Here is a 19,405-nt window from a genome sequence, read left to right on the forward strand (position 1 = left end):
GGCGTCGCCTGTTTCGCGGGTGAACCCGCTCCTACAGGGTTCGGCGCAGTACTCGGATACCGCACAGAACCCTGTAGGAGCGGGTTCACCCGCGAAGCAGCCAACACCGCTCCAAAGCCCTTGTGTCTCAAGTCGCCCCGCGCGCTGCCGTTATACTGGCAACCACGGGCGCTCGGCATTATTACACGCGCCGCCGCGCTGCCAAGAGGCCGGGCTCGACAGGTTGTATACAATCATGACTGAAATCAATAGTCTCGGCGCACAAAACGCGATCAACAGCCAAGCCATGAAGGCAGGCATGACCGGCGAACTGCTGCGCCTGATCCAGGCGCAGCCCGGTCTACTGGCCCCTGGCGAAACCGCGCAAGCCGAGGTCGTATCGTTGCGCCAGACCGGCCAGGACTTTCAGTTGGTGCTACGGCTGATGCAGGCCAACGGCATACAGACCCAGCTACAGGCCAACGCCAGCCAGCCGCTGCCCCAAGGCAGCCAGATCACCGTCAGCCAGACCGAAAGCAATCGCCTGGCGATCATGCTGCAACAGGCCAGCGCCAGCCAGGTCGCCACCCTCACCCAGCTGGACACCAGCAAGGTGCCGGTCGGCACCTTGTTGCAAGGCAAGGTCCTGACCAACCAGCCGCTGGCCCAGGAACCCGGCCAACCGGCCGTGTACCGAGCGCTGGTCAGCTTGCTCAACAGCGCCCAGGCCGGTGCCACACTGAGCATCGACAGCCCGCGTCCACTGGCCATTGGCAGCCTGCTCAGCGCCCTGGTGCAGGGCGACCAGTCATTGCGCTTCGTGCCACTCAGCGGCAGGCAGGACCAACTCAGCATTGCCCAACAGCTGCTGACCCAGCAAAACCGCCAAGCCTCGCTACCCGGCCTGCTCAACGCCCTGCAACAGCTCACCCGCGACCCAGGCGTCGATGGCGACCTGCGCGCCAGCGCCGAACGCCTGCTGGCCGGCCTGCCGGACGCCCGACAACTGGGCGACGCCAAGGCAGTGGCCCAGGCCCTGAACAACAGCGGCAGCTTTCTCGAAGCGAAGCTGCTGAGTGGGTCCACCGCCAGCATCGCCACCGACCTCAAGGCGCATTTGCTGCGGCTGATGGACCAGGCCCCTGCCCTTCCGGCGGGCGCCACCAATCTCAACCCCGCCAGCCTGGCCGTGACCATGCCGGCACTGGCGCGCAGTGCACTGGGCATGCTCGAGCGGGTCAGCCCCAAGCCGCAGCCGGGGGCGTTCCCGTTACCGTCGCGCCTGCTCAAGGCCATGGAGGACGAAGGCGACCTGCAACAGTTGCTGCGCCTGGCTGCTGCTGCCGTTTCACGCTTGCAGAGCCACGCCATGAGCAGCCTGCAACAGACCGGCACGCTGGAGAACGGCAACCTGCAGACCACCTGGCAAACCGAAGTGCCGATCCGCCACGGCCAGGAGTTCATCCCGCTGCAAGTCAAACTGCAACGCGAAGAAACCCCGCAACAACAAGCCGACCGCCAATATAAAGCCCAAGACCCTCGGCAAGCCCTGTGGCGCATCGAGCTGGCCTTTGACCTGTCCCCGCTCGGCCCCCTGCAAGTACAGGCGCAACTGAGCCAGGGCCGTTTGAGTGGGCAGCTATGGGCGGAGCGCGAGCAGACCGCGCGCTTGATCGACACCCAGCTCGGCGCGCTGCGCGAGCGCCTGCTGGCCCGGGGCCTGGAAGTCGGCGACCTGGAGTGCTACCCGGGCATTCCGCCGCTGGGGCCACGCACACGAATGGAACAACGCTGGGTGGACGAAACCGCATGAGCCACACGACACCACGCCAAGCCATAGCGCTGAACTACGACGGCCATCAGGCACCGACCCTCACCGCCAAGGGCGACGGGGAACTGGCCGAGGCCATCCTTGCGCTCGCCCGCGAACACGAAGTGCCGATCTACGAAAACGCCGAGCTGGTGCGCCTGCTGGCGCGGCTGGAGCTGGGCGATCAAATACCCGAGGCGCTGTACCTGACCATTGCCGAGATCATCGCCTTCGCCTGGCAACTGCGCGGCAAGGTACCTGCGGGTTTCGATGATGCGCCTCCGGAAGAGCACGATATCACCCCGCCATTACCCCTCCTGCCCGGAACTGGCCGGTAACTATCTACCACCCCCTCCCCCACCATGCGCCCAACCTTGTCGGTCTCCCACGTACAAGGTGACCGTCATGATCGACAGCAGAATCAACGCCCAAGGTGTGCAGTTCGTAGTAGACCATCTGGCCAACATCCCACGCCCGGACCGCGAAGCCAATCGCTTGATCCGGCAGTGGCTCGCCGGGCAAGGTGTGCATATCGACCCCGATCGCGTCGATGTGGTCACCCTGCACTACCGGCTGGATGAGCAAGGCTATGTGGCAGCGGTCCAGCAGACCCAGAGCATGACCCAGGCGCTGCTGGGCAACTGGCAAGGGGAGTCCGATAACAACCTCATCGGCGCACTGTTCACCAACCCTTGGGCAGGCACCTTCCCCCAAGGGCCGTTGAAGCTGGTCGATCGCCTGCCAACGCTGGGCTTTGGCCATCAGGGCGCGGCCTTCGAGGTGTATAACGGCCTGTTCCAGCGATCGTCCCCCGCCCGCTACGATGCTTCGACCCACGTTCAGGTTCCGGCTGAAGCCTTCCAGCGGTTCATAGAAGCGCTGGACTTTCACCAGCCGTTCAAAGCCATGCTCGACGCTTACTGGCAGGAGCATCAGTACAGTCACCGCCTGGCCAGCAAGATCAATTTCATCGCCGCCTGCAACGCCCAGGTCAGCCGAGGCAGCCTGAGCGATGCCGCCAGAACGCTGGCATGGCAAGCCGCTGGCCTGATGCCGCGGCGGCGCAAGGTAAGGGTGAGCACACTGAGCATCTATGGCTACGCGGCCACCGACCTGCTGTACATCAATGCCCCCGACAGCGATCTGACCCTGCTGTACATGCCAGGCAACAGCTCACCCTTGCTCGAATTCGCCAGCGAAAACCTGCTCAAGGACTGGGTGGGCGATCAGTGCAAGGACCCCGCCCGACGCGAGGCACTCAAACAACATTTCAGGCTCGCCGACCGTCCTCAGGGCCTCGATTTCAGCGGCCTGGACACCGCGCTAGAGGGCCTTGGCGACTATCCAAACCGGCACCGGCTGCCGCCTGAACATGGTTATTTCAACGATGATGGTGTCTGGCCCCCTAGAACCTACGTGAACTACAAACCTGGCAAATACAACCCCAAACTGACCGGGGATATGTTCGCAGCCCTGACCGAGCGCCAGCGCCAGCGCAGCTACGACGATGCCGATTTTGTCATCACCACCGATAGCCAGGTTACCAAAGCCAGATGGCGAGGCTACCTCACCAACACGCTCAACCTGCTGGCGCCACTGTGCCTGGTGGTGCCGGGGCTGGCGCCATTGCTGGCAGTCGGTGGCATTGCCCAGTTGGGCCTGGGCCTGGATCAGGTGATCAACGGCCACAGCCTGAAAGCCAAACAGGACGGGGTTGGCGACATCGCCTGGGGGCTGTTCAACGCCGTACCGCTGGCAACGGAGGGCACGGCAGGCATCAAGGCCCTGTTCGAGTTCAAAAGCGATGGTTTTGTCATGCCGCGCGAGGTCAACGGGCAGCTCGGCTACCCGCTGAGCCCGATCCGTCCACCACGGCTTCCCGAGCCAGAAGGCGTGGAGTATTTCCACAACCACGAGCCGATTACACCGCTTGACGAAGGCGACCCGGCTGTTGCCGGCGCGGTGATTCGCTTGCCCCACTACGATGGCGAACTGGACGACCTGGAATGCAGCATCGAAACCTACAATGCACGCGTGGTCTATGACCTGGAGCGCGACGCATTCATCATCAAGGAAACCGTCAACGAGGTCGAGCCGCAAGCCTACATCGCAGTACCTGGCAGCCGTGACCTTGTCGCGCTCGACAGGCAGCGCCCAGTCACCGACGCCATGCGCACCCGCACCTTGCGCGCGCTGGGTGTGGACCTGCCACTGCCAGTAAACATTCCGACACCGGCGCCGGACAGCGCCCCCATCCCCAAACTTATCTCCAGCCTCTGGGTCGGCGACAAAGTCATAAGCGAGCCATTGCTGGCCAACCTTGCCGCCAATGCCGCGCGCCTGAGCGACAGTGAATACAGCATGCGCCTGTTTCTGTCGAAGGCTTCGCCTACCGCTTACGAACAGAACGCAAGACTATTGGCAGCCCGGGCGCCAGGGCTGCAGGTATTGCCGCTAGAAGAGCAAGGCTTCTTCCGGGCCTTCCGCCAGAGCCGCTATTACGCACAGTACGAGGCAGCGCTGGATGGCAACGGTGGCATCGCCACCAATTACGCGTCTGCGACCGATGTGCTGCGCTACCGGATGCTGCACCATGAGGGCGGGCTATACATGGACGTGGACGACTTCCTGCTGCCGGACGGCAAGGGCGAAACGATCGATCAGGTCGAGTTGCGCACCCCACCCGATGGGCTGCTGCTGCCTCCGCCGATGTCCAACGAGAAAATGAGCATGAATTGCCTGTACAACACCAGCCTCATGGGTAGCCACCCAGGCAACCCGCTGCTGGATGCAATCTCCGATGAAATGCTCGCACGTTTCCAGACCCATGCAGACTTCTACGAAAGCCGACCGAGCCTGGAACAGGACCCGAGCGGTTTCTACCGCTATGCCAATACGCTCAGCTATCTCACCGGGCCGGCGCTGCTCACCGAAGTGGTCGATCGCCATCTACCCGGGCTGCGGACCCTGCGCCAGATCATCAACCTGCACACCATGCCACGCGTCAACACCTATCCATTCATCGACCCTTCGCAAGCCAATACAGCCCTGAGGCAACTGCTGCCACTGAACCGATTCGCCGGCGTCGGCGGCAACCATTCCTGGGTTCGCAACTGAAATGAACAGCGGGTACCGAACGGGCCCGGCGGCACCTTTCAGATCGAGCGTCGCGTGGACGTCGCTCGATTTCCCAGGCGACGAACCTGCTGCCAAGGATACCTGCCAGCCCCACTCAAGGAGCCCGGTACACCTTGCTCATCAACTCCGCCTCGGCCTGGGTCAGGCCGCAGCTCTGGGTCAACTCATCGATACTCGCCCCCATCCCCACCAGCTTGGCCGCCTGGCTGAAGGTAACGTTGCTCGGGTCGCGCTGTTCGAGGCGCTCCAGCCGGTCCGGCAGGGTGGCCACCGCCGCACGCAGCTCATGGATGGCCTCCCCCATGCGCACAGTGCCGTTCTGGTAGTCATCCAGACGCTTGGCCAAGTCCTTGATGCGCTGGTCACGCAGCGCATCGCCCTCGGCCTGCTGCGCAGCCAGCTCGCGCTGGCGCTTGCTGTAGTTGAGAAAAAACCACAGGCTCAGCGCCCAGGCCAGCGCCAGGAAGATGACAGCAACCTCTAGGATCAACTCAGATGTTCTCCAGCTCGGACCACTCTTCCTCGGTCATCATCTTGTCCAGTTCGACCAGGATCAGCAGCTCGCCATTCTTGTTGCACACGCCCTGAATGAACTTGGCCGACTCTTCGTTACCCACGTTCGGCGCAGTCTCGATTTCGGACTGGCGCAGGTAAACCACTTCGGCCACGCTGTCGACCAGAATGCCGACCACTTGCTTGTCGGCTTCGATGATGACGATACGGGTGTTGTCGGTCACTTCGGTCGGCATCAGGCCAAAACGCTGACGCGTGTCGATCACCGTCACCACGTTACCGCGCAAGTTGATGATGCCCAGCACGTAGCTCGGCGCGCCCGGCACCGGGGCGATCTCGGTGTAGCGCAGTACTTCCTGCACCTGCATCACATTGATGCCGTAGGACTCGTTGTCCAGACGGAAGGTAACCCACTGCAGGATCGGATCTTCGGAACCTTGTGCAGACGACTTTTTCATTCCCCTACCCTCAAAATCCGCCGTTGGCGGTATGTTCTGTGTCATTTCTGGTTGGCGTGCATCTGCTTGACCGCACCGCTGGCGATCAGCTCGGCCAGTGCGGCGACGTCGAGCAGTGCACACATGTGTTCGATTACGGTACCGGCCAGCCACGGGCGCTGGCCACGCTGGCTGCGCCACTTGATCTCCGACGGGTCCAGGCGCAGCGAACGGCTGACCTGATGCACCGCCAGCCCCCATTCGTAGCCCTGCACCGAAATCACGTACTGCAGGCCCTGGCGAAAATCATCGCGGTAACGGTCGGGCATTACCCAACGCGCAGTGTCCAGCACCTTCAGGTTGCCAGCCTGGCAGGTCAGGATGCCGAGGAACCAGTCGGGCTGGCCGAACAGTGGCGTCAGTTCCTGGCCAGCCAGGGTGTAGATCGAGCCCAGGCACACCAACGGTACCGCCAGGGTCAAGCCGGCAACATCGAACAGCAGGCACTCGAACGGCTCGGCCGCCCACGCCGGACGACCGTCTACAGTGGCCGGAGGCACGGGCAGGTTGGGCGCCGGCAGATACACATCGACCAGCGGCACAGCCGGTTCCACGGTTTGCTCTTCGACCAGTACCGGAATGGTGGCTTCGGCCACGATCTCCTGCTCGACCACCGCCACCACCGGGGCTTGCACCGGCATCACGCTGGGCAGTACCGCCAGCCGGGGCTCGGCGAACGGCCGGGCAAGGCTGGCGGCGGCTTCGGCGGGCTCAGGCCGGGCCGGCTGCCGGGCATCGCGTGCCTGCTCCTCGCGCACCGCCTCGGCGAACTCATCCGCCACTGCCGGCGGCTCGCTCTGGTCTTCGGCCTCGGTGGCCTCCTGCAGCAGGCCGTCCAGGTACGATTGCAGGGCCATCTGGGGTCGGGTGCTGGTTTGCCGGGTTTGAGTCATCAGGCCACCTGCACTGCGTTCTTGTAGGTGAGCAGGTGCTTGAGCAACGCCCTGTAGGCGATCAACCCACGGCTCTTGCTGTCGAACTGCGAGGGCGTGACGCCCTTGCGACTGGCATCGCGCAGGCGCGTATCCACCGGAATGTAACCCTGCCATACATGCTGCCCGTATGTGTCACGTAGCAGCTTGAGGGTGCCCAGCGACGCCTGGGTACGACGGTCGAACAGGGTTGGCACGATCTGGTACGGCAGCGCCTGCTTGCGCGAACGGTTGACCATGGCCAAGGTGCCGACCATGCGCTCCAGGCCCTTCACCGCGAGGAATTCGGTTTGTACCGGGATCACCAGCTGCTGGCTGGCGGCCAGGGCATTGACCATCAGCACACCCAGCAAGGGTGGGCTGTCGATCAAGGCATAGTCGAAATCCTGCCACAGTTGCGCCAGACTCTTGGCGATTACCAGGCCCAGGCCATTCTGCCCTGGTGACTGGCGCTCCAGCACCGCCAGCGCGGTACTCGACGGCAACAGCGAAATGCGCTCATCGCTGGTGGGCAGCAGCAGTTGCCCGGGCAAGCCTTCGGGCACCGCCCCCTTGTGCAGGAACAGGTCGTAGCAGCTGTGCTCCAGGGCATCCGGGTTATGCCCGAAGTAGCTGGTCATCGAGCCGTGCGGGTCGAGGTCGACGACGACCACGCGCTTGCCGGCCTCGGCCAGCAGGCCGGCCAGGGCAATGGTAGTGGTGGTCTTGCCGACGCCACCTTTTTGATTGGCTACTGCCCAGACTCTCATCAAGCAAACTCTATCCATTGATTTGGCAGGGACACTGTAGATACAACTGTCATGCGCAAAACTTCAAAGCTTGCACGCCCCTCTGTGGGAGCGGGCAAGCCCGCGAATACCGGCGCAGCCGGTGCCATTCACCGAGTCGCTGGCTTCGCGGGCATGCCCGCTCCCACAGGGGACGGCGGCACATTCAAAATCGTGTTCGTATCAGCGACGGGGAATTGACGAATCACTGCCCCGCCACTGTTGCTGGCGTTGCTGGTGCACTTTGTGTGCCAGCCCGGCGCAATGCGGCATCCGGTGTGGCATTGGCGCTGCCCGAGCCTGTCAGGCTGCGGCGCACTTCCAGGTTACGGGAAATCACCAGCACCACCCGACGATTGCGTGCGCGCCCTTCGGCGGTATCGTTGCTGGCCACCGGCTGGTACTCGCCGTAGCCCACCGAAGCCATGCGCGCCGGGTTGACGCCCTCCATGGCCAGCAGCCGCACGATGCTGGCCGCGCGCGCCGAGGACAACTCCCAGTTGGTGGGGTACTGCGCGGTGCGGATCGGCAGGTTGTCGGTGAAGCCTTCGACGTGCACCGGGTTGGCGAACGGCTTGAGGATGTTGGCCACCTTCTCGATGATCGCAAACGCCTTGTCACTGGGCATCGCATCACCACTGCCAAACAGCAGCGACGAATTGAGCTCGATCTCGACCCACAGTTCGTTGCCGCGCACAGTCATCTGGTCGCTTTTGATCAGGTCGCCAAAGGCATCGCGCACGTCATTGCTGATGGTTTTCAACGGGTCGGCATTGGTCGCCGCCAGGCCCGCTTCGGTCTGCTCGCTGTCTTTGACCAGCGGTTCGGCCGGACGCACGCTCAGCGGCTGCTCATCGCCAATCGGGATCGGTTTCATACTGCGCTCGGGGTCGTTGAAGACCCCGAGCAAGGCCTGAGAAATAACCTTGTACTTACCCTCGTTGATCGAGGAAATCGAATACATCACCACGAAGAAGGCGAACAGCAACGTGATGAAGTCGGCGTACGACACCAGCCAGCGCTCGTGGTTTTCGTGTTCCTCGGTATGACGACGGCGACGCATGGGTTACTCCATGAAGCCTTGCAGCTTCAGCTCGATCGAGCGCGGGTTTTCACCTTCGGCAATCGACAGCAGGCCTTCGAGCAGCATTTCGCGGTAGCGCGACTGGCGCATGACGATGGCCTTGAGCTTGCTGGCAACCGGCAATAGCACAAGGTTGGCACTGGCCACACCGTAAATGGTGGCGACAAAGGCCACGGCAATGCCATTGCCCAGTTGCGACGGGTCGGCCAGATTGCCCATCACGTGGATAAGGCCCATGACCGCACCGATGATGCCGATGGTCGGCGCATAGCCGCCCATGCTTTCGAATACCTTGGCTGCCTGGATGTCACGGCCTTCCTGGGTAAGGAAGTCGACCTCGAGGATGCTGCGGATGGCTTCCGGCTCGGCGCCGTCCACCAGCAGTTGCAGGCCCTTGCGCGCATACGGGTCGGGTTCGCTGTCCGCTACCCCTTCCAGGCCCAGCAGGCCTTCTTTGCGAGCGGTCAGGCTCCAGTTCACCACGCGGTCGATGCCGCCCGCTAGGTCGACCCGTGGAGGAAACAGGATCCAACGCAAAATCTGCAAGGCACGCTTGAACGACGACAGCGGCGACTGCAACAGCGCCGCCGCCAGAGTGCCACCCAGTACGATCAGAGCCGCCGGGCCATTGACCAGAGCACCGACATGACCACCTTCAAGGAAGTTGCCACCGACGATGGCAACGAAAGCCAGGATCAAACCGATCAGGCTGAGGACGTCCATCAGACGCACGCCTCCACCAGGTGCTTGCCGATTTCGTCCAGGCTGTACACGGCATCAGCCAAATTGGCCTTGACGATGGCCATGGGCATGCCATAAATCACGCAGCTGGCTTCATCCTGGGCCCACACTGTGCTGCCCCCCTGCTTGAGCAGGCGCGCGCCTTCGCGGCCATCGGCGCCCATGCCGGTGAGCACTACCGACAACACCTTGTCACCATACGACTTGGCCGCCGAACCGAAGGTGATGTCCACGCAGGGTTTGTAGTTCAGACGCTCGTCGCCGGGCAGGATCTTCACCGTACCACGGCCATCGATCATCATCTGCTTGCCACCGGGGGCCAGCAGGGCCAGGCCCGGGCGCAGCATGTCGCCGTCTTCGGCTTCCTTGACGCTGATGCGGCACAGCTTGTCCAGGCGTTCGGCAAACGCTTTGGTGAAGGCCGCCGGCATGTGCTGGATCAGCACGATCGGCGCCGGGAAATTGGCTGGCAATTGGGTCAGTACCCGCTGCAACGCCACTGGCCCCCCCGTGGAGGTACCGATGGCCACCAGTTTATAGGGCTTGCGCTTGGGTGCCGGCGACTGCGAGGCCGCCGGTGTCGGGGCCGCTGCACGGGCAGGCGCAGCCGGGCGCGCCTGCGCCTGGCTGGTGAAGGTGCTGGCCGGCGCTGGCGCGGCGACCGGCGCCGTTCGCGCATAGCTGCCGATCCGGCGGTTGCTGCGCGAAATGGTGTGCACCTTCTCGCACAGCAGTTGCTTGACCTTGTCAGGGTTGCGCGAGATGTCCTCGAAATTTTTCGGCAGGTAGTCCACTGCGCCGGCATCCAGCGCGTCGAGGGTGACCCGGGCGCCTTCGTGGGTCAGCGACGAGAACATCAACACGGGCGTCGGGCAGCGCTGCATGATGTGCCGCACTGCGGTAATGCCATCCATCATGGGCATTTCGTAGTCCATGGTGATGACATCGGGCTTGAGCGCCAGCGCCTGGTCGATTGCTTCCTTGCCGTTGGTCGCGGTTCCCACTACCTGGATCGTTGGATCCGCCGAGAGGATTTCCGAGACACGGCGGCGGAAGAAACCAGAATCATCCACCACCAGGACCTTGACTGCCATAAACACTCCATTAGGCGGCGCAACCCGCAGGGCGCGCCACCGAAATCAAATACGCCGCGCGGCGTAACGCTTGAGCATGCTCGGAACGTCGAGAATCAACGCGATGCGACCGTCGCCGGTAATGGTGGCCCCGGACATGCCCGGGGTGCCCTGCAGCATCTTGCCCAGTGGCTTGATGACCACTTCTTCCTGGCCAACCAGTTGGTCGACGACAAAGCCGATGCGCTGGGTGCCGACCGACAGAATCACCACGTGGCCCTCGTGCTGTTCTTCGTGCACCTGGCCCTGGACCAGCCAGCGCTTGAGGTAGAACAGCGGCAGCGCCTTGTCGCGCACGATCACCACTTCCTGGCCGTCGACCACGTTGGTGCGCGACAGGTCGAGGTGGAAGATCTCGTTGACGTTGACCAGCGGGAAGGCAAACGCCTGGTTGCCCAGCATCACCATCAGGGTGGGCATGATCGCCAAGGTCAGCGGCACCTTGATGACGATCTTGGAGCCCTGGCCCTTGGCCGAGAAAATGTTGATCGAGCCGTTGAGCTGGGAGATCTTGGTTTTCACCACGTCCATGCCCACGCCACGCCCGGACACATCGGAAATCTCGGTCTTGGTCGAGAAGCCCGGGGCGAAGATCAGGTTGTAGCAGTCCGACTCGCTCAGGCGCTCCGCGGCGTCCTTGTCCATCAGGCCCTTTTCCACGGCCTTGGCACGCAGGATGTTCGGGTCCATGCCCTTGCCGTCGTCCGAGATCGACAGCAGGATGTGGTCACCTTCCTGTTCGGCCGATAGCACTACGCGGCCGGTACGCGCCTTGCCAGAAGCTTCACGCTCGGCGGGCATCTCGATACCGTGGTCGACAGCATTGCGCACCAAGTGCACCAGCGGGTCGGCCAAGGCTTCTACGAGGTTCTTGTCAAGGTCGGTCTCTTCGCCGACCAGCTCCAGGTTGATCTCTTTCTTCAGCTGGCGCGCCAGGTCGCGCACCAGGCGCGGGAAGCGGCCGAAGACTTTCTTGATCGGCTGCATGCGGGTTTTCATCACCGCAGTCTGCAGGTCGGCGGTGACCACGTCGAGGTTGGACACGGCCTTGGACATGGCCTCGTCGCCGCTGTTCAGGCCCAGGCGCACCAGGCGGTTACGCACCAGCACCAGCTCGCCGACCATGTTCATGATCTCGTCCAGGCGCGCGGTATCGACGCGCACCGTGGTTTCTACTTCACTGGCGGCATGCTTTTCGGCGGCCGGGGCTGGCGCGCGAGGCGCCGCGGCAGGTTTGCTGGCCGGCGAAGGCGCTGGCGCGGCGGCTGGCTTGGCCACCGGCTGGCTTTCGGCCTTGGCGGCAGCCGGCGCTTGCGCCTGGGCAGCAGCCGGGGCTTCTACAGCGTCAACATCGCCACCGAACTTGCCCTTGCCGTGCAACTGGTCCAGCAGGGCTTCGAATTCGTGCTCGCTGATTTCATCGCTGGCTGCGCTGCTGTCTGGCACGGCAGGCGCTGGTGCCTGGGCGGCTGGCAAGGCATCGACCTGGAAGGTGCCCTTGCCATGCAGTTGGTCGAGCAGCGATTCGAATTCGGCGTCGGTGATCTCATCACTGGTCGCTTCGCTGCTGACGGCAACCGGCGGCGCCGCAACCTCGACACTGAACTGGCCCTTGCCGTGCAACTGGTCCAGCAGCGACTCGAACTCGGCGTCGGTGATTTCATCACCAGCGCCACTGACAGTCTCGCCCTGCATCTGCTCGTCGGCCGCTGCTTGCGCCTTGACCGCATCGAGCGAATCGAGCAACTGCTCGAACTCGCTGTCAGTGATGTCCTGGTGCTGCTCTTCGGCCTCGGCCGGAGCCGCAACCGCCACGTCGGCAACCGGGGCCGGCGGCGCTGCAACAGCTTCGGCTGCGCCAGGCTCGGCCAGGCGCGCCAACGCTGCCAGCAGCTCGGGGGTGGCCGGCGTCACTTCAGCACGCTCGCGCACCTGGCCAAACATGCTGTTGACCGTATCCAGTGCCTCGAGCACCACATCCATCAGTTCCGCATCGACCCGGCGCTCACCTTTGCGCAGGACGTCGAACACGTTCTCGGCGATATGGCAGCACTCCACCAGCTCGTTCAGCTGAAGGAAGCCGGCGCCCCCTTTTACAGTGTGGAAACCGCGAAAGATCGCATTGAGCAGGTCGGCATCGTCAGGCCGGCTTTCCAGCTCGACCAGTTGCTCGGACAATTGCTCAAGAATTTCGCCGGCTTCTACCAGGAAATCCTGGAGGATTTCTTCATCGGCGCCGAAGCTCATCAAACGTGCTCCTTAAAAACCAAGGCTGGACAGCAGATCATCGACATCGTCCTGACCGGACACGACGTCTTCACGCTTATCGGCATGAATCTGCGGACCTTCACCCCGAGTCGGATGTTTTTCTCGATCTTTTTCTGCACGCAATTGATCGTGATCATGGTTTATACCGGCAAAGCGGTCGACCTGGCTGGCCATCAGCACCAGCTTGAGCAGGTTGCTTTCCACCTCGGTCACCAGTGTGGTGACGCGCTTGATCACCTGGCCGGTCAGGTCCTGATAGTCCTGGGCCAGCAAAATGTCATTGAGGTGCCCGGAAACCTTGCGGTTACCCTCAGCGCTATGCGTCAGGAAACTGTCGACTCGCTTGACCAGATCACGAAATTCCGGCGCAGCCACTTCGCGGCGCATGAAGCGCTGCCAGTCGGTGCTCAGGGCCTTGGCCTCGCTGGCCAGCTCATTGAGCACTGGTGTGCTTTCCTCGACCAGGTCCATGGTGCGGTTGGCCGCGCCTTCGGTGAGCTTGACCACGTAAGACAGGCGCTCGGTGGCGTCGGTGATCTGCGACACCTCTTCTGCCTGCGGCATGGTGGGGTCGATCTGGAAACTGACGATGGCGCTGTGCAACTCGCGAGTCAGCTTGCCGACTTCCTGATACAGGCCGCGGTCGCGGGTCTGGTTCAACTCGTGAATCAGTTGCACCGCCTCGCCGAAACGGCCCCGCTCCAGGCTTTCGACCAACTCCTGGGCATGCTTCTTCAGGGTCGATTCGAACTCGCCCAAAGACGTTTGTGATGAATCCATGACGCGCCCCCCGTAACGTGACTCAGCCGTTGACGCGTTCGAAGATCTTCTCGATCTTCTCTTTGAGCACCTGAGCGGTGAACGGCTTGACCACATAACCATTGACGCCGGCTTGGGCCGCTTCAATGATCTGGTCGCGCTTGGCTTCAGCGGTCACCATCAACACCGGCATGCTTTTCAGCTTGTCGCTGGCACGCACTTTACGCAGCAGGTCGATGCCGGACATGCCCGGCATGTTCCAGTCGGTCACCAGGAAGTCGTAGTGACCGTTTTCCAGCATTGGCAACGCCGTGGTGCCGTCATCGGCTTCATCGGTGTTGGTGAAACCCAGGTCACGCAACAGGTTCTTGATGATCCGCCGCATCGTCGAAAAGTCGTCAACGATGAGGATTTTCATGTTCTTGTCCAATTAGACCTCCAAGCAGTCTCAAACGCGCTCGGCCTACCGAGCACGCACTCATTCAATTCGGTACAACGTGGAAAACGACTGCAACGACAGCGGGCTCAACGCGCCCGCCATTCCCCCAGGCGGCTGCGCAGGCGCGCGGCACACTGACTGTGCAACTGGCTGACCCGCGACTCGCTGACCCCCAGCACCTCACCGATCTCCTTGAGGTTCAGCTCTTCGTCGTAGTACAGCGCCAGCACCAGACGCTCACGCTCCGGCAGGTTGGCGATAGCCTCGGTCAGGGCAGCCTGGAAGCGCTCCTCCTCCAGCCCGCGCGCAGGTTCGACCTGGCCACTGGCGCCATCCTCATGCAGCCCTTCGTGCTCGCCATCCTGCAACAGGTCGTCGAAGCTGAACAGGCGGCTGCCCAGGGTATCGTTCAAGATCCCGTAGTAATCATCGAGACTCAATTGGAGTTCGGCAGCAACTTCATGATCTTTAGCGTCACGGCCTGTTCTGGCTTCAACTGCACGCATGGCATCACTGACCATACGAGTGTTGCGGTGCACCGAACGCGGTGCCCAGTCACCTTTGCGCACTTCGTCCAGCATGGCGCCGCGGATGCGGATACCCGCGTAAGTCTCAAAGCTGGCGCCCTTGCTGGCGTCGTATTTGTTGGCCACTTCCAGCAGGCCGATCATGCCGGCCTGGATCAGGTCCTCGACCTGTACGTTGGCCGGCAAGCGGGCCAACAGGTGGTAGGCGATGCGCTTGACCAGCGGGGCGTAGCGTTCGATCAGCTCGTACTGGGCATCCTTCGCCGCCCGGCTGTACATCTTGAAACCGCTGGCGTTCATAGTACGGGTCCCGCGCTGGTGGGTTGCACCAAGCGCTCGACAAAGAACTCCAGATGACCGCGCGGGTTGGCCGGCAGCGGCCAGCTGTCGACCTTCTGCGCAATCGCCTTGAAGGCCAGTGCACACTTGGAGCGGGGGAAGGCTTCGTAGACGGCACGCTGCTTCTGCACCGCCTTGCGCACGCATTCGTCGTAAGGCACGGCACCCACGTACTGCAGGGCAACGTCAAGGAAGCGATCGGTGACCTTGGTCAGCTTGGCAAACAGGTTACGCCCTTCCTGCGGGCTCTGCGCCATGTTGGCCAAGACACGGAAACGGTTCATGCCGTAGTCGCGGTTGAGCAGCTTGATCAACGCGTAGGCATCGGTAATCGAGGTGGGTTCATCACACACCACCAACAGCACTTCCTGGGCGGCACGAACGAAGCTGACCACCGAGTCACCAATACCCGCAGCAGTATCGATCACCAACACATCGAGGTTGTCACCGATTTCGCTGAACGCCTGGATCAGCCCGGCGTGCTGGGCCGGGGCCAGGTGCACCATGCTCTGGGTGCCCGAGGCTGCCGGCACGATGCGCACACCACCAGGGCCCTGCAGCATCACGTCACGCAGCTCGCAACGCCCTTCGATGACATCGGCGAGGGTACGTTTGGGGGCAAGGCCCAGCAACACGTCGACATTGGCCAGGCCCAGGTCGGCGTCCAGTAACATGACCCTGCGGCCAAGCTCGGCCAGCGCCAGGGACAAGTTCACTGAAACGTTAGTCTTGCCGACGCCACCTTTGCCACCGGTCACGGCGATCACCTGTACGGGATGCATGCTACCCATGTCTGTTCTTTACCTTGTCTCGCTGGGACTCAGGCCACACGTAGGGCAATTCTGCGTGCCCCTTGGCATAGCGACTTTGCACACGCTTCATGGTCAACCCGCTCGCCGTGGGTTGTGATAGAGATCAGCGAACATGTCGGCCATGGCCTCTTCGCTGGGCTCGTCCTGCTGCTGCACATTCACGGCCCGCGTGACCAACTGGTGGCCCCGCGGCAGGTGCAGGTCGTCAGGAATGCGTGGGCCATCGGTAAGATAGGCCACTGGCAGTTCATGACTGATGGCAAGGCTCAACACATCGCCAAGGCTTGCCGTTTCATCGAGCTTGGTCAGGATGCAACCGGCCAGGCCACAGCGCTTGTAGCTGTGGTAGGCGGCGGTCAGCACCTGCTTCTGGCTGGTGGTGGCCAGCACCAGGTAGTTCTTCGCGGCAATGCCACGCCCGGCCAGGGTTTCCAGTTGCATGCGCAGCGCAGGGTCGCTGGCCTGCAGGCCGGCAGTATCGATCAGCACCACGCGCTTGCGCAGCAGCGGCTCCAGCGCTGCTGCCAGCGACTGGCCCGGGTCGACGTAAGTCACCGGCACGTTGAGGATGCGGCCCAGGGTCTTGAGCTGCTCCTGGGCGCCGATACGGAAGCTGTCCATGCTCACCAGCGCCAGGTTCTGCGCGCCGTACTTGAGCACGTAGCGCGCGGCCAGCTTGGCCAGGGTGGTGGTCTTGCCCATGCCCGCCGGGCCCACCACGGCGATCACGCCGCCCTCTTCGATCGGCTCGACTTCAGGTATTTCGATCATCCGCGCCAAGTGAGCCAGCAGCATGCGCCAGGCCTGGCGCGGCTCTTCGATCTCGGCGGTCAGGTCCAGCAACTCGCGGGCAATCGGCCCCGACAGGCCGATGCGCTGCAGGCGGCGCCAAAGGTTGGCCTGCTGCGGCTTGCTGCCCTGCAGCTGATTCCAGGCCAGTGAACCGAGTTGCACTTCCAGCAACTCGCGCAGGCCCGACAGTTCGGAACGCATGGCATCGAACAGGCGCGGATCAACCGGTGCAGCAACCGGTGCGGCGGCTGCCTCAGGGATATCGGCGTGCGGCTCGACCAACGGTTCGGCAGCGGTCAAAGATTGCCCGGCGAACAATTGGCGGTTGTTGTCGCTGCTGTCCTGACGCTGGTCCAGCTCGGCCTGGGCACTGGCAATGCGCGTATGGGTCTTGCGCAGCTCTTGTTCCAGCTCGGCGTTGGGCACACGCGGGGCCAGGGCGGACAGCTTGTAGTCCAGCGCGGCCGTCAGTTCGACACCACCGGCAATGCGGCGGTTGCCAATGATCGCGGCATCGGCGCCCAGCTCGTCACGGACCAGCTTCATGGCCTGACGCATATCGGCGGCGAAAAATCGCTTAACTTGCATTATCCCCTACCTCAGCCGTTAGGGCCCACGGTGGCAACGATGGTGACTTGCTTGTTGTCAGGTATTTCCTGATACGCCAGAACATGCAAATTCGGTACAGCCAGGCGACCGAAACGCGACAACATGGCGCGGATCGGGCCGGCGACCAGCAGAATGGCCGGCTGACCCTGCATTTCCTGGCGCTGGGCCGCCTCGATCAGCGAACGTTGCAGTTTCTCGGCCATGCTTGGCTCCAGAAGAACACCGTCTTCCTGACCCTGCCCAGCCCTTTGCAGACTATTCAGCAAAATCTGTTCCAACCTTGGCTCCAGGGTAATCACTGGCAGCTCCGACTCAACGCCGACAATGCTTTGCACGATGGCGCGACACAATCCGACGCGCACCGCCGCCACCAGCGCGGCGGTATCTTGACTCTTGCCGGCATTGTTCGCGATGGCCTCGGCAATACTGCGAATATCGCGCACTGGCACCTGTTCAGACAACAGTGCTTGCAGCACCTTGAGCAGCCCCGACAAGGAAATGACACCCGGCACCAGCTCTTCTGCAAGTTTAGGCGATGCCTTGGCAAGTACTTGCAGCAGTTGCTGAACCTCTTCGTGGCCGATCAGTTCGTGGCAATGTTTCTGCAGGATCTGGTTGAGGTGGGTGGCCACCACGGTGCTTGCATCGACCACGGTGTAGCCCAGCGACTGCGCCTGCGAGCGCTGGCCAACGTCGATCCACACCGCCTCCAGGCCAAACGCCGGATCGCGCGCGGCAATACCGTTGAGGGTGCCGAACACCTGCCCCGGGTTGATTGCCAGTTCGCGGTCCGGATAGACCTCCGCCTCGGCCAGAATCACCCCCATCAGGGTCAGGCGATAGGCGCTGGGTTGCAGGTCGAGGTTGTCACGAATGTGCACGGTGGGCATCAGGAAGCCCAGGTCCTGCGACAGCTTCTTGCGCACGCCCTTGATCCGCGCCAGCAGCTGGCCGCCTTGGTTGCGATCGACCAGCGGGATCAGCCGATAGCCGACTTCCAGGCCGATCATGTCGATGGGGGTGACGTCGTCCCAACCCAGCTCCTTGGTTTCCAGCGCGCGCTGTGGCGAGGGCAGCAGGTCCTGCTGGCGCTGCGCCTCTTCCAGGGCTTTGACCTTGGCCTGCTGCTGTTTCTTCCACACCAGGTAGGCGCCCCCACCGGCCAGCAGGCCGAGGCTGAGGAACGCCACGTGCGGCATGCCCGGCACCAGCCCCATGACAATCATCAACCCGCCAGACACTGCCAGGGCCTTGGGCGAATCGAACATCTGCCGATTGATCAGCTTGCCCATGTCCTCGGAGCCCGACGCGCGGGTCACCATGATCGCGGCGGCGGTGGACAGCAGCAGTGATGGCAATTGCGCCACCAAACCGTCACCGATGGTCAGCAAGGCGTACACCTTGCCGGCCTCCGGGAAACTCATGCCGTGCTGCATCATGCCGATCAATATGCCGCCGATCAGGTTGATGAACAGGATCAGCAAGCCGGCGATGGCATCACCGCGCACGAACTTGCTGGCACCGTCCATCGAACCGTAGAACTCGGCCTCCTGCGCCACCTCGGCACGGCGGTGCTTGGCCTGGGCCTGATCGATCAGGCCGGCATTGAGGTCGGCGTCGATGGCCATCTGCTTGCCGGGCATGGCGTCAAGGGTGAAACGCGCACTCACTTCCGAGATACGCCCGGCCCCCTTGGTCACCACCACGAAGTTGATGATCATGAGGATGGCGAACACGACGGCACCGACCACGTAGTTACCGCCGATCACCACCTCACCGAAGGCCTGGATCACTTTACCGGCAGCGCCGTGGCCCTCCTGGCCATGCAGCATGACCACACGGGTGGACGCCACGTTCAGGGCCAGGCGCAACAAAGTGGCCACCAGCAGGATGGTGGGGAACGCGGCAAAGTCGAGCGGGCGCAGGGCGTATACACACACCAGCAGCACCACGATCGACAGGGCGATGTTGAAGGTGAAGAACACGTCGAGCAGGAACGGCGGTATCGGCAACATCATCATTGCCAACATCACCAGCAGCAGCAGCGGCACACCCAGGTTGCCCCGGCCGAGCCCGGCCAGGTTGTTACGGGCGTTGCTGATTAACTGAGTGCGATCCACCGCGAGTCCTCTTGATGCAAAACTTTGACGCCCAGGGGGCGCCTGGGCGTGGCTTTGCAAGAAGCCTTCCAACTTTGCATGGCGAGGGATTTATGTTGCTGGTACCGGCCCTTTCGCGGGTAACCCCGCTCCTACGACGGCCTGTG

At 62.8% G+C, this 19,405-nt stretch carries 17 protein-coding genes; 3 read left to right on the forward strand and 14 right to left on the reverse strand.

All coding sequences use genetic code 11. From position 1 onward, the window contains the following. Positions 1-235: 235 nt before the first annotated feature. From J3A98_RS16255 to J3A98_RS16265, 3 genes are all read left to right on the forward strand, one after another. Positions 236-1,792, forward strand: a complete 1,557-nt coding sequence (locus J3A98_RS16255; protein WP_209967350.1) for a flagellar hook-length control protein FliK — start codon at positions 236-238, stop codon at positions 1,790-1,792. Further along, a complete protein-coding gene (locus J3A98_RS16260; RefSeq protein ID WP_176685421.1) occupies positions 1,789-2,127 on the forward strand; it encodes an EscU/YscU/HrcU family type III secretion system export apparatus switch protein in 339 nt (112 codons plus the stop codon). Before J3A98_RS16255 ends, J3A98_RS16260 begins: the two co-directional genes overlap by 4 nt. A gap of 67 nt (positions 2,128-2,194) precedes the next feature. Next, positions 2,195-4,906, forward strand: coding sequence for a DUF6543 domain-containing protein (locus J3A98_RS16265; protein WP_209967352.1), 2,712 nt, complete (start codon positions 2,195-2,197; stop codon positions 4,904-4,906). A gap of 115 nt (positions 4,907-5,021) precedes the next feature. On the opposite strand, the gene J3A98_RS16270 is transcribed toward J3A98_RS16265, so the two are convergent. From J3A98_RS16270 to flhA, 14 genes are all read right to left on the reverse strand, one after another. Next, positions 5,022-5,417, reverse strand: a complete 396-nt coding sequence (locus J3A98_RS16270) for a DUF2802 domain-containing protein (protein WP_010955062.1) — start codon at positions 5,415-5,417, stop codon at positions 5,022-5,024. Between the two features lies 1 nt (position 5,418). Then, positions 5,419-5,898, reverse strand: a complete 480-nt coding sequence (locus J3A98_RS16275; RefSeq protein ID WP_003254393.1) for a chemotaxis protein CheW — start codon at positions 5,896-5,898, stop codon at positions 5,419-5,421. Positions 5,899-5,939: 41 nt separating this feature from the next. Continuing rightward, positions 5,940-6,830 (reverse strand): CheW domain-containing protein, encoded by an 891-nt coding sequence (locus tag J3A98_RS16280; RefSeq protein ID WP_176685419.1) that lies wholly within the window; start codon positions 6,828-6,830, stop codon positions 5,940-5,942. Next, a complete protein-coding gene (locus J3A98_RS16285; RefSeq protein ID WP_176685418.1) occupies positions 6,830-7,618 on the reverse strand; it encodes a ParA family protein in 789 nt (262 codons plus the stop codon). The genes J3A98_RS16280 and J3A98_RS16285 overlap by 1 nt, the downstream gene beginning before the upstream one ends. A gap of 223 nt (positions 7,619-7,841) precedes the next feature. Next, positions 7,842-8,699, reverse strand: coding sequence for a flagellar motor protein MotD (gene motD, locus J3A98_RS16290; RefSeq protein WP_209967355.1), 858 nt, complete (start codon positions 8,697-8,699; stop codon positions 7,842-7,844). Positions 8,700-8,702: 3 nt separating this feature from the next. Further along, complete coding sequence (locus tag J3A98_RS16295; protein WP_003254399.1) at positions 8,703-9,443, reverse strand: flagellar motor protein; 741 nt, start codon at positions 9,441-9,443, stop codon at positions 8,703-8,705. Further along, complete coding sequence (locus J3A98_RS16300) at positions 9,443-10,555, reverse strand: chemotaxis response regulator protein-glutamate methylesterase (protein WP_209967357.1); 1,113 nt, start codon at positions 10,553-10,555, stop codon at positions 9,443-9,445. Before J3A98_RS16300 ends, J3A98_RS16295 begins: the two co-directional genes overlap by 1 nt. Positions 10,556-10,600: 45 nt before the next feature. Beyond that, a complete protein-coding gene (locus J3A98_RS16305) occupies positions 10,601-12,841 on the reverse strand; it encodes a chemotaxis protein CheA (RefSeq protein ID WP_209967359.1) in 2,241 nt (746 codons plus the stop codon). 12 nt (positions 12,842-12,853) lie between these two features. Further along, on the reverse strand, positions 12,854-13,642 hold the full coding sequence (locus tag J3A98_RS16310) for a protein phosphatase CheZ (protein ID WP_176685414.1): 789 nt from the start codon (positions 13,640-13,642) through the stop codon (positions 12,854-12,856). Between the two features lie 22 nt (positions 13,643-13,664). Further along, the gene (locus J3A98_RS16315; protein WP_010955070.1) at positions 13,665-14,039 is read right to left on the reverse strand and encodes a chemotaxis response regulator CheY; all 375 of its coding nucleotides are present in this window, start codon (positions 14,037-14,039) and stop codon (positions 13,665-13,667) included. A 107-nt stretch (positions 14,040-14,146) separates the two neighbouring features. After that, complete coding sequence (gene fliA, locus J3A98_RS16320; RefSeq protein ID WP_003254406.1) at positions 14,147-14,887, reverse strand: RNA polymerase sigma factor FliA; 741 nt, start codon at positions 14,885-14,887, stop codon at positions 14,147-14,149. Further along, positions 14,884-15,717, reverse strand: a complete 834-nt coding sequence (fleN, locus tag J3A98_RS16325) for a flagellar synthesis regulator FleN (protein ID WP_021785193.1) — start codon at positions 15,715-15,717, stop codon at positions 14,884-14,886. Before fleN ends, fliA begins: the two co-directional genes overlap by 4 nt. A 93-nt stretch (positions 15,718-15,810) precedes the next feature. After that, a complete protein-coding gene (gene flhF / locus J3A98_RS16330; RefSeq protein WP_176685413.1) occupies positions 15,811-17,118 on the reverse strand; it encodes a flagellar biosynthesis protein FlhF in 1,308 nt (435 codons plus the stop codon). Positions 17,119-17,129: 11 nt separating this feature from the next. Then, positions 17,130-19,259: a flagellar biosynthesis protein FlhA gene (flhA, locus tag J3A98_RS16335; RefSeq protein ID WP_209967361.1), complete on the reverse strand. Its 2,130-nt coding sequence runs from the start codon at positions 19,257-19,259 to the stop codon at positions 17,130-17,132. Between the last annotated feature and the right edge of the window lie 146 nt (positions 19,260-19,405).

The sequence above is a fragment of the Pseudomonas sp. BP6 genome, from assembly GCF_017875935.1.
GTDB classification, from domain to species: Bacteria; Pseudomonadota; Gammaproteobacteria; order Pseudomonadales; family Pseudomonadaceae; genus Aquipseudomonas; species Aquipseudomonas putida_Y.

Bases quoted from the DNA above. Each gene is read 5' to 3' on its own strand.
- J3A98_RS16255 (WP_209967350.1), top strand. From the start codon at position 236: ATGACTGAAATCAATAGTCTCGGCGCACAAAACGCGATCAACAGCCAA.
- fleN (WP_021785193.1), bottom strand. From the start codon at position 15,717: ATGGGTAGCATGCATCCCGTACAGGTGATCGCCGTGACCGGTGGCAAA.
- J3A98_RS16280 (WP_176685419.1), bottom strand. From the start codon at position 6,830: ATGACTCAAACCCGGCAAACCAGCACCCGACCCCAGATGGCCCTGCAA.
- J3A98_RS16285 (WP_176685418.1), bottom strand. From the start codon at position 7,618: ATGAGAGTCTGGGCAGTAGCCAATCAAAAAGGTGGCGTCGGCAAGACC.
- J3A98_RS16260 (WP_176685421.1), top strand. From the start codon at position 1,789: ATGAGCCACACGACACCACGCCAAGCCATAGCGCTGAACTACGACGGC.
- flhF (WP_176685413.1), bottom strand. From the start codon at position 17,118: ATGCAAGTTAAGCGATTTTTCGCCGCCGATATGCGTCAGGCCATGAAG.
- J3A98_RS16295 (WP_003254399.1), bottom strand. From the start codon at position 9,443: ATGGACGTCCTCAGCCTGATCGGTTTGATCCTGGCTTTCGTTGCCATC.
- J3A98_RS16265 (WP_209967352.1), top strand. From the start codon at position 2,195: ATGATCGACAGCAGAATCAACGCCCAAGGTGTGCAGTTCGTAGTAGAC.
- fliA (WP_003254406.1), bottom strand. From the start codon at position 14,887: ATGAACGCCAGCGGTTTCAAGATGTACAGCCGGGCGGCGAAGGATGCC.
- J3A98_RS16315 (WP_010955070.1), bottom strand. From the start codon at position 14,039: ATGAAAATCCTCATCGTTGACGACTTTTCGACGATGCGGCGGATCATC.
- J3A98_RS16310 (WP_176685414.1), bottom strand. From the start codon at position 13,642: ATGGATTCATCACAAACGTCTTTGGGCGAGTTCGAATCGACCCTGAAG.
- J3A98_RS16300 (WP_209967357.1), bottom strand. From the start codon at position 10,555: ATGGCAGTCAAGGTCCTGGTGGTGGATGATTCTGGTTTCTTCCGCCGC.
- J3A98_RS16305 (WP_209967359.1), bottom strand. From the start codon at position 12,841: ATGAGCTTCGGCGCCGATGAAGAAATCCTCCAGGATTTCCTGGTAGAA.
- J3A98_RS16275 (WP_003254393.1), bottom strand. From the start codon at position 5,898: ATGAAAAAGTCGTCTGCACAAGGTTCCGAAGATCCGATCCTGCAGTGG.
- motD (WP_209967355.1), bottom strand. From the start codon at position 8,699: ATGCGTCGCCGTCGTCATACCGAGGAACACGAAAACCACGAGCGCTGG.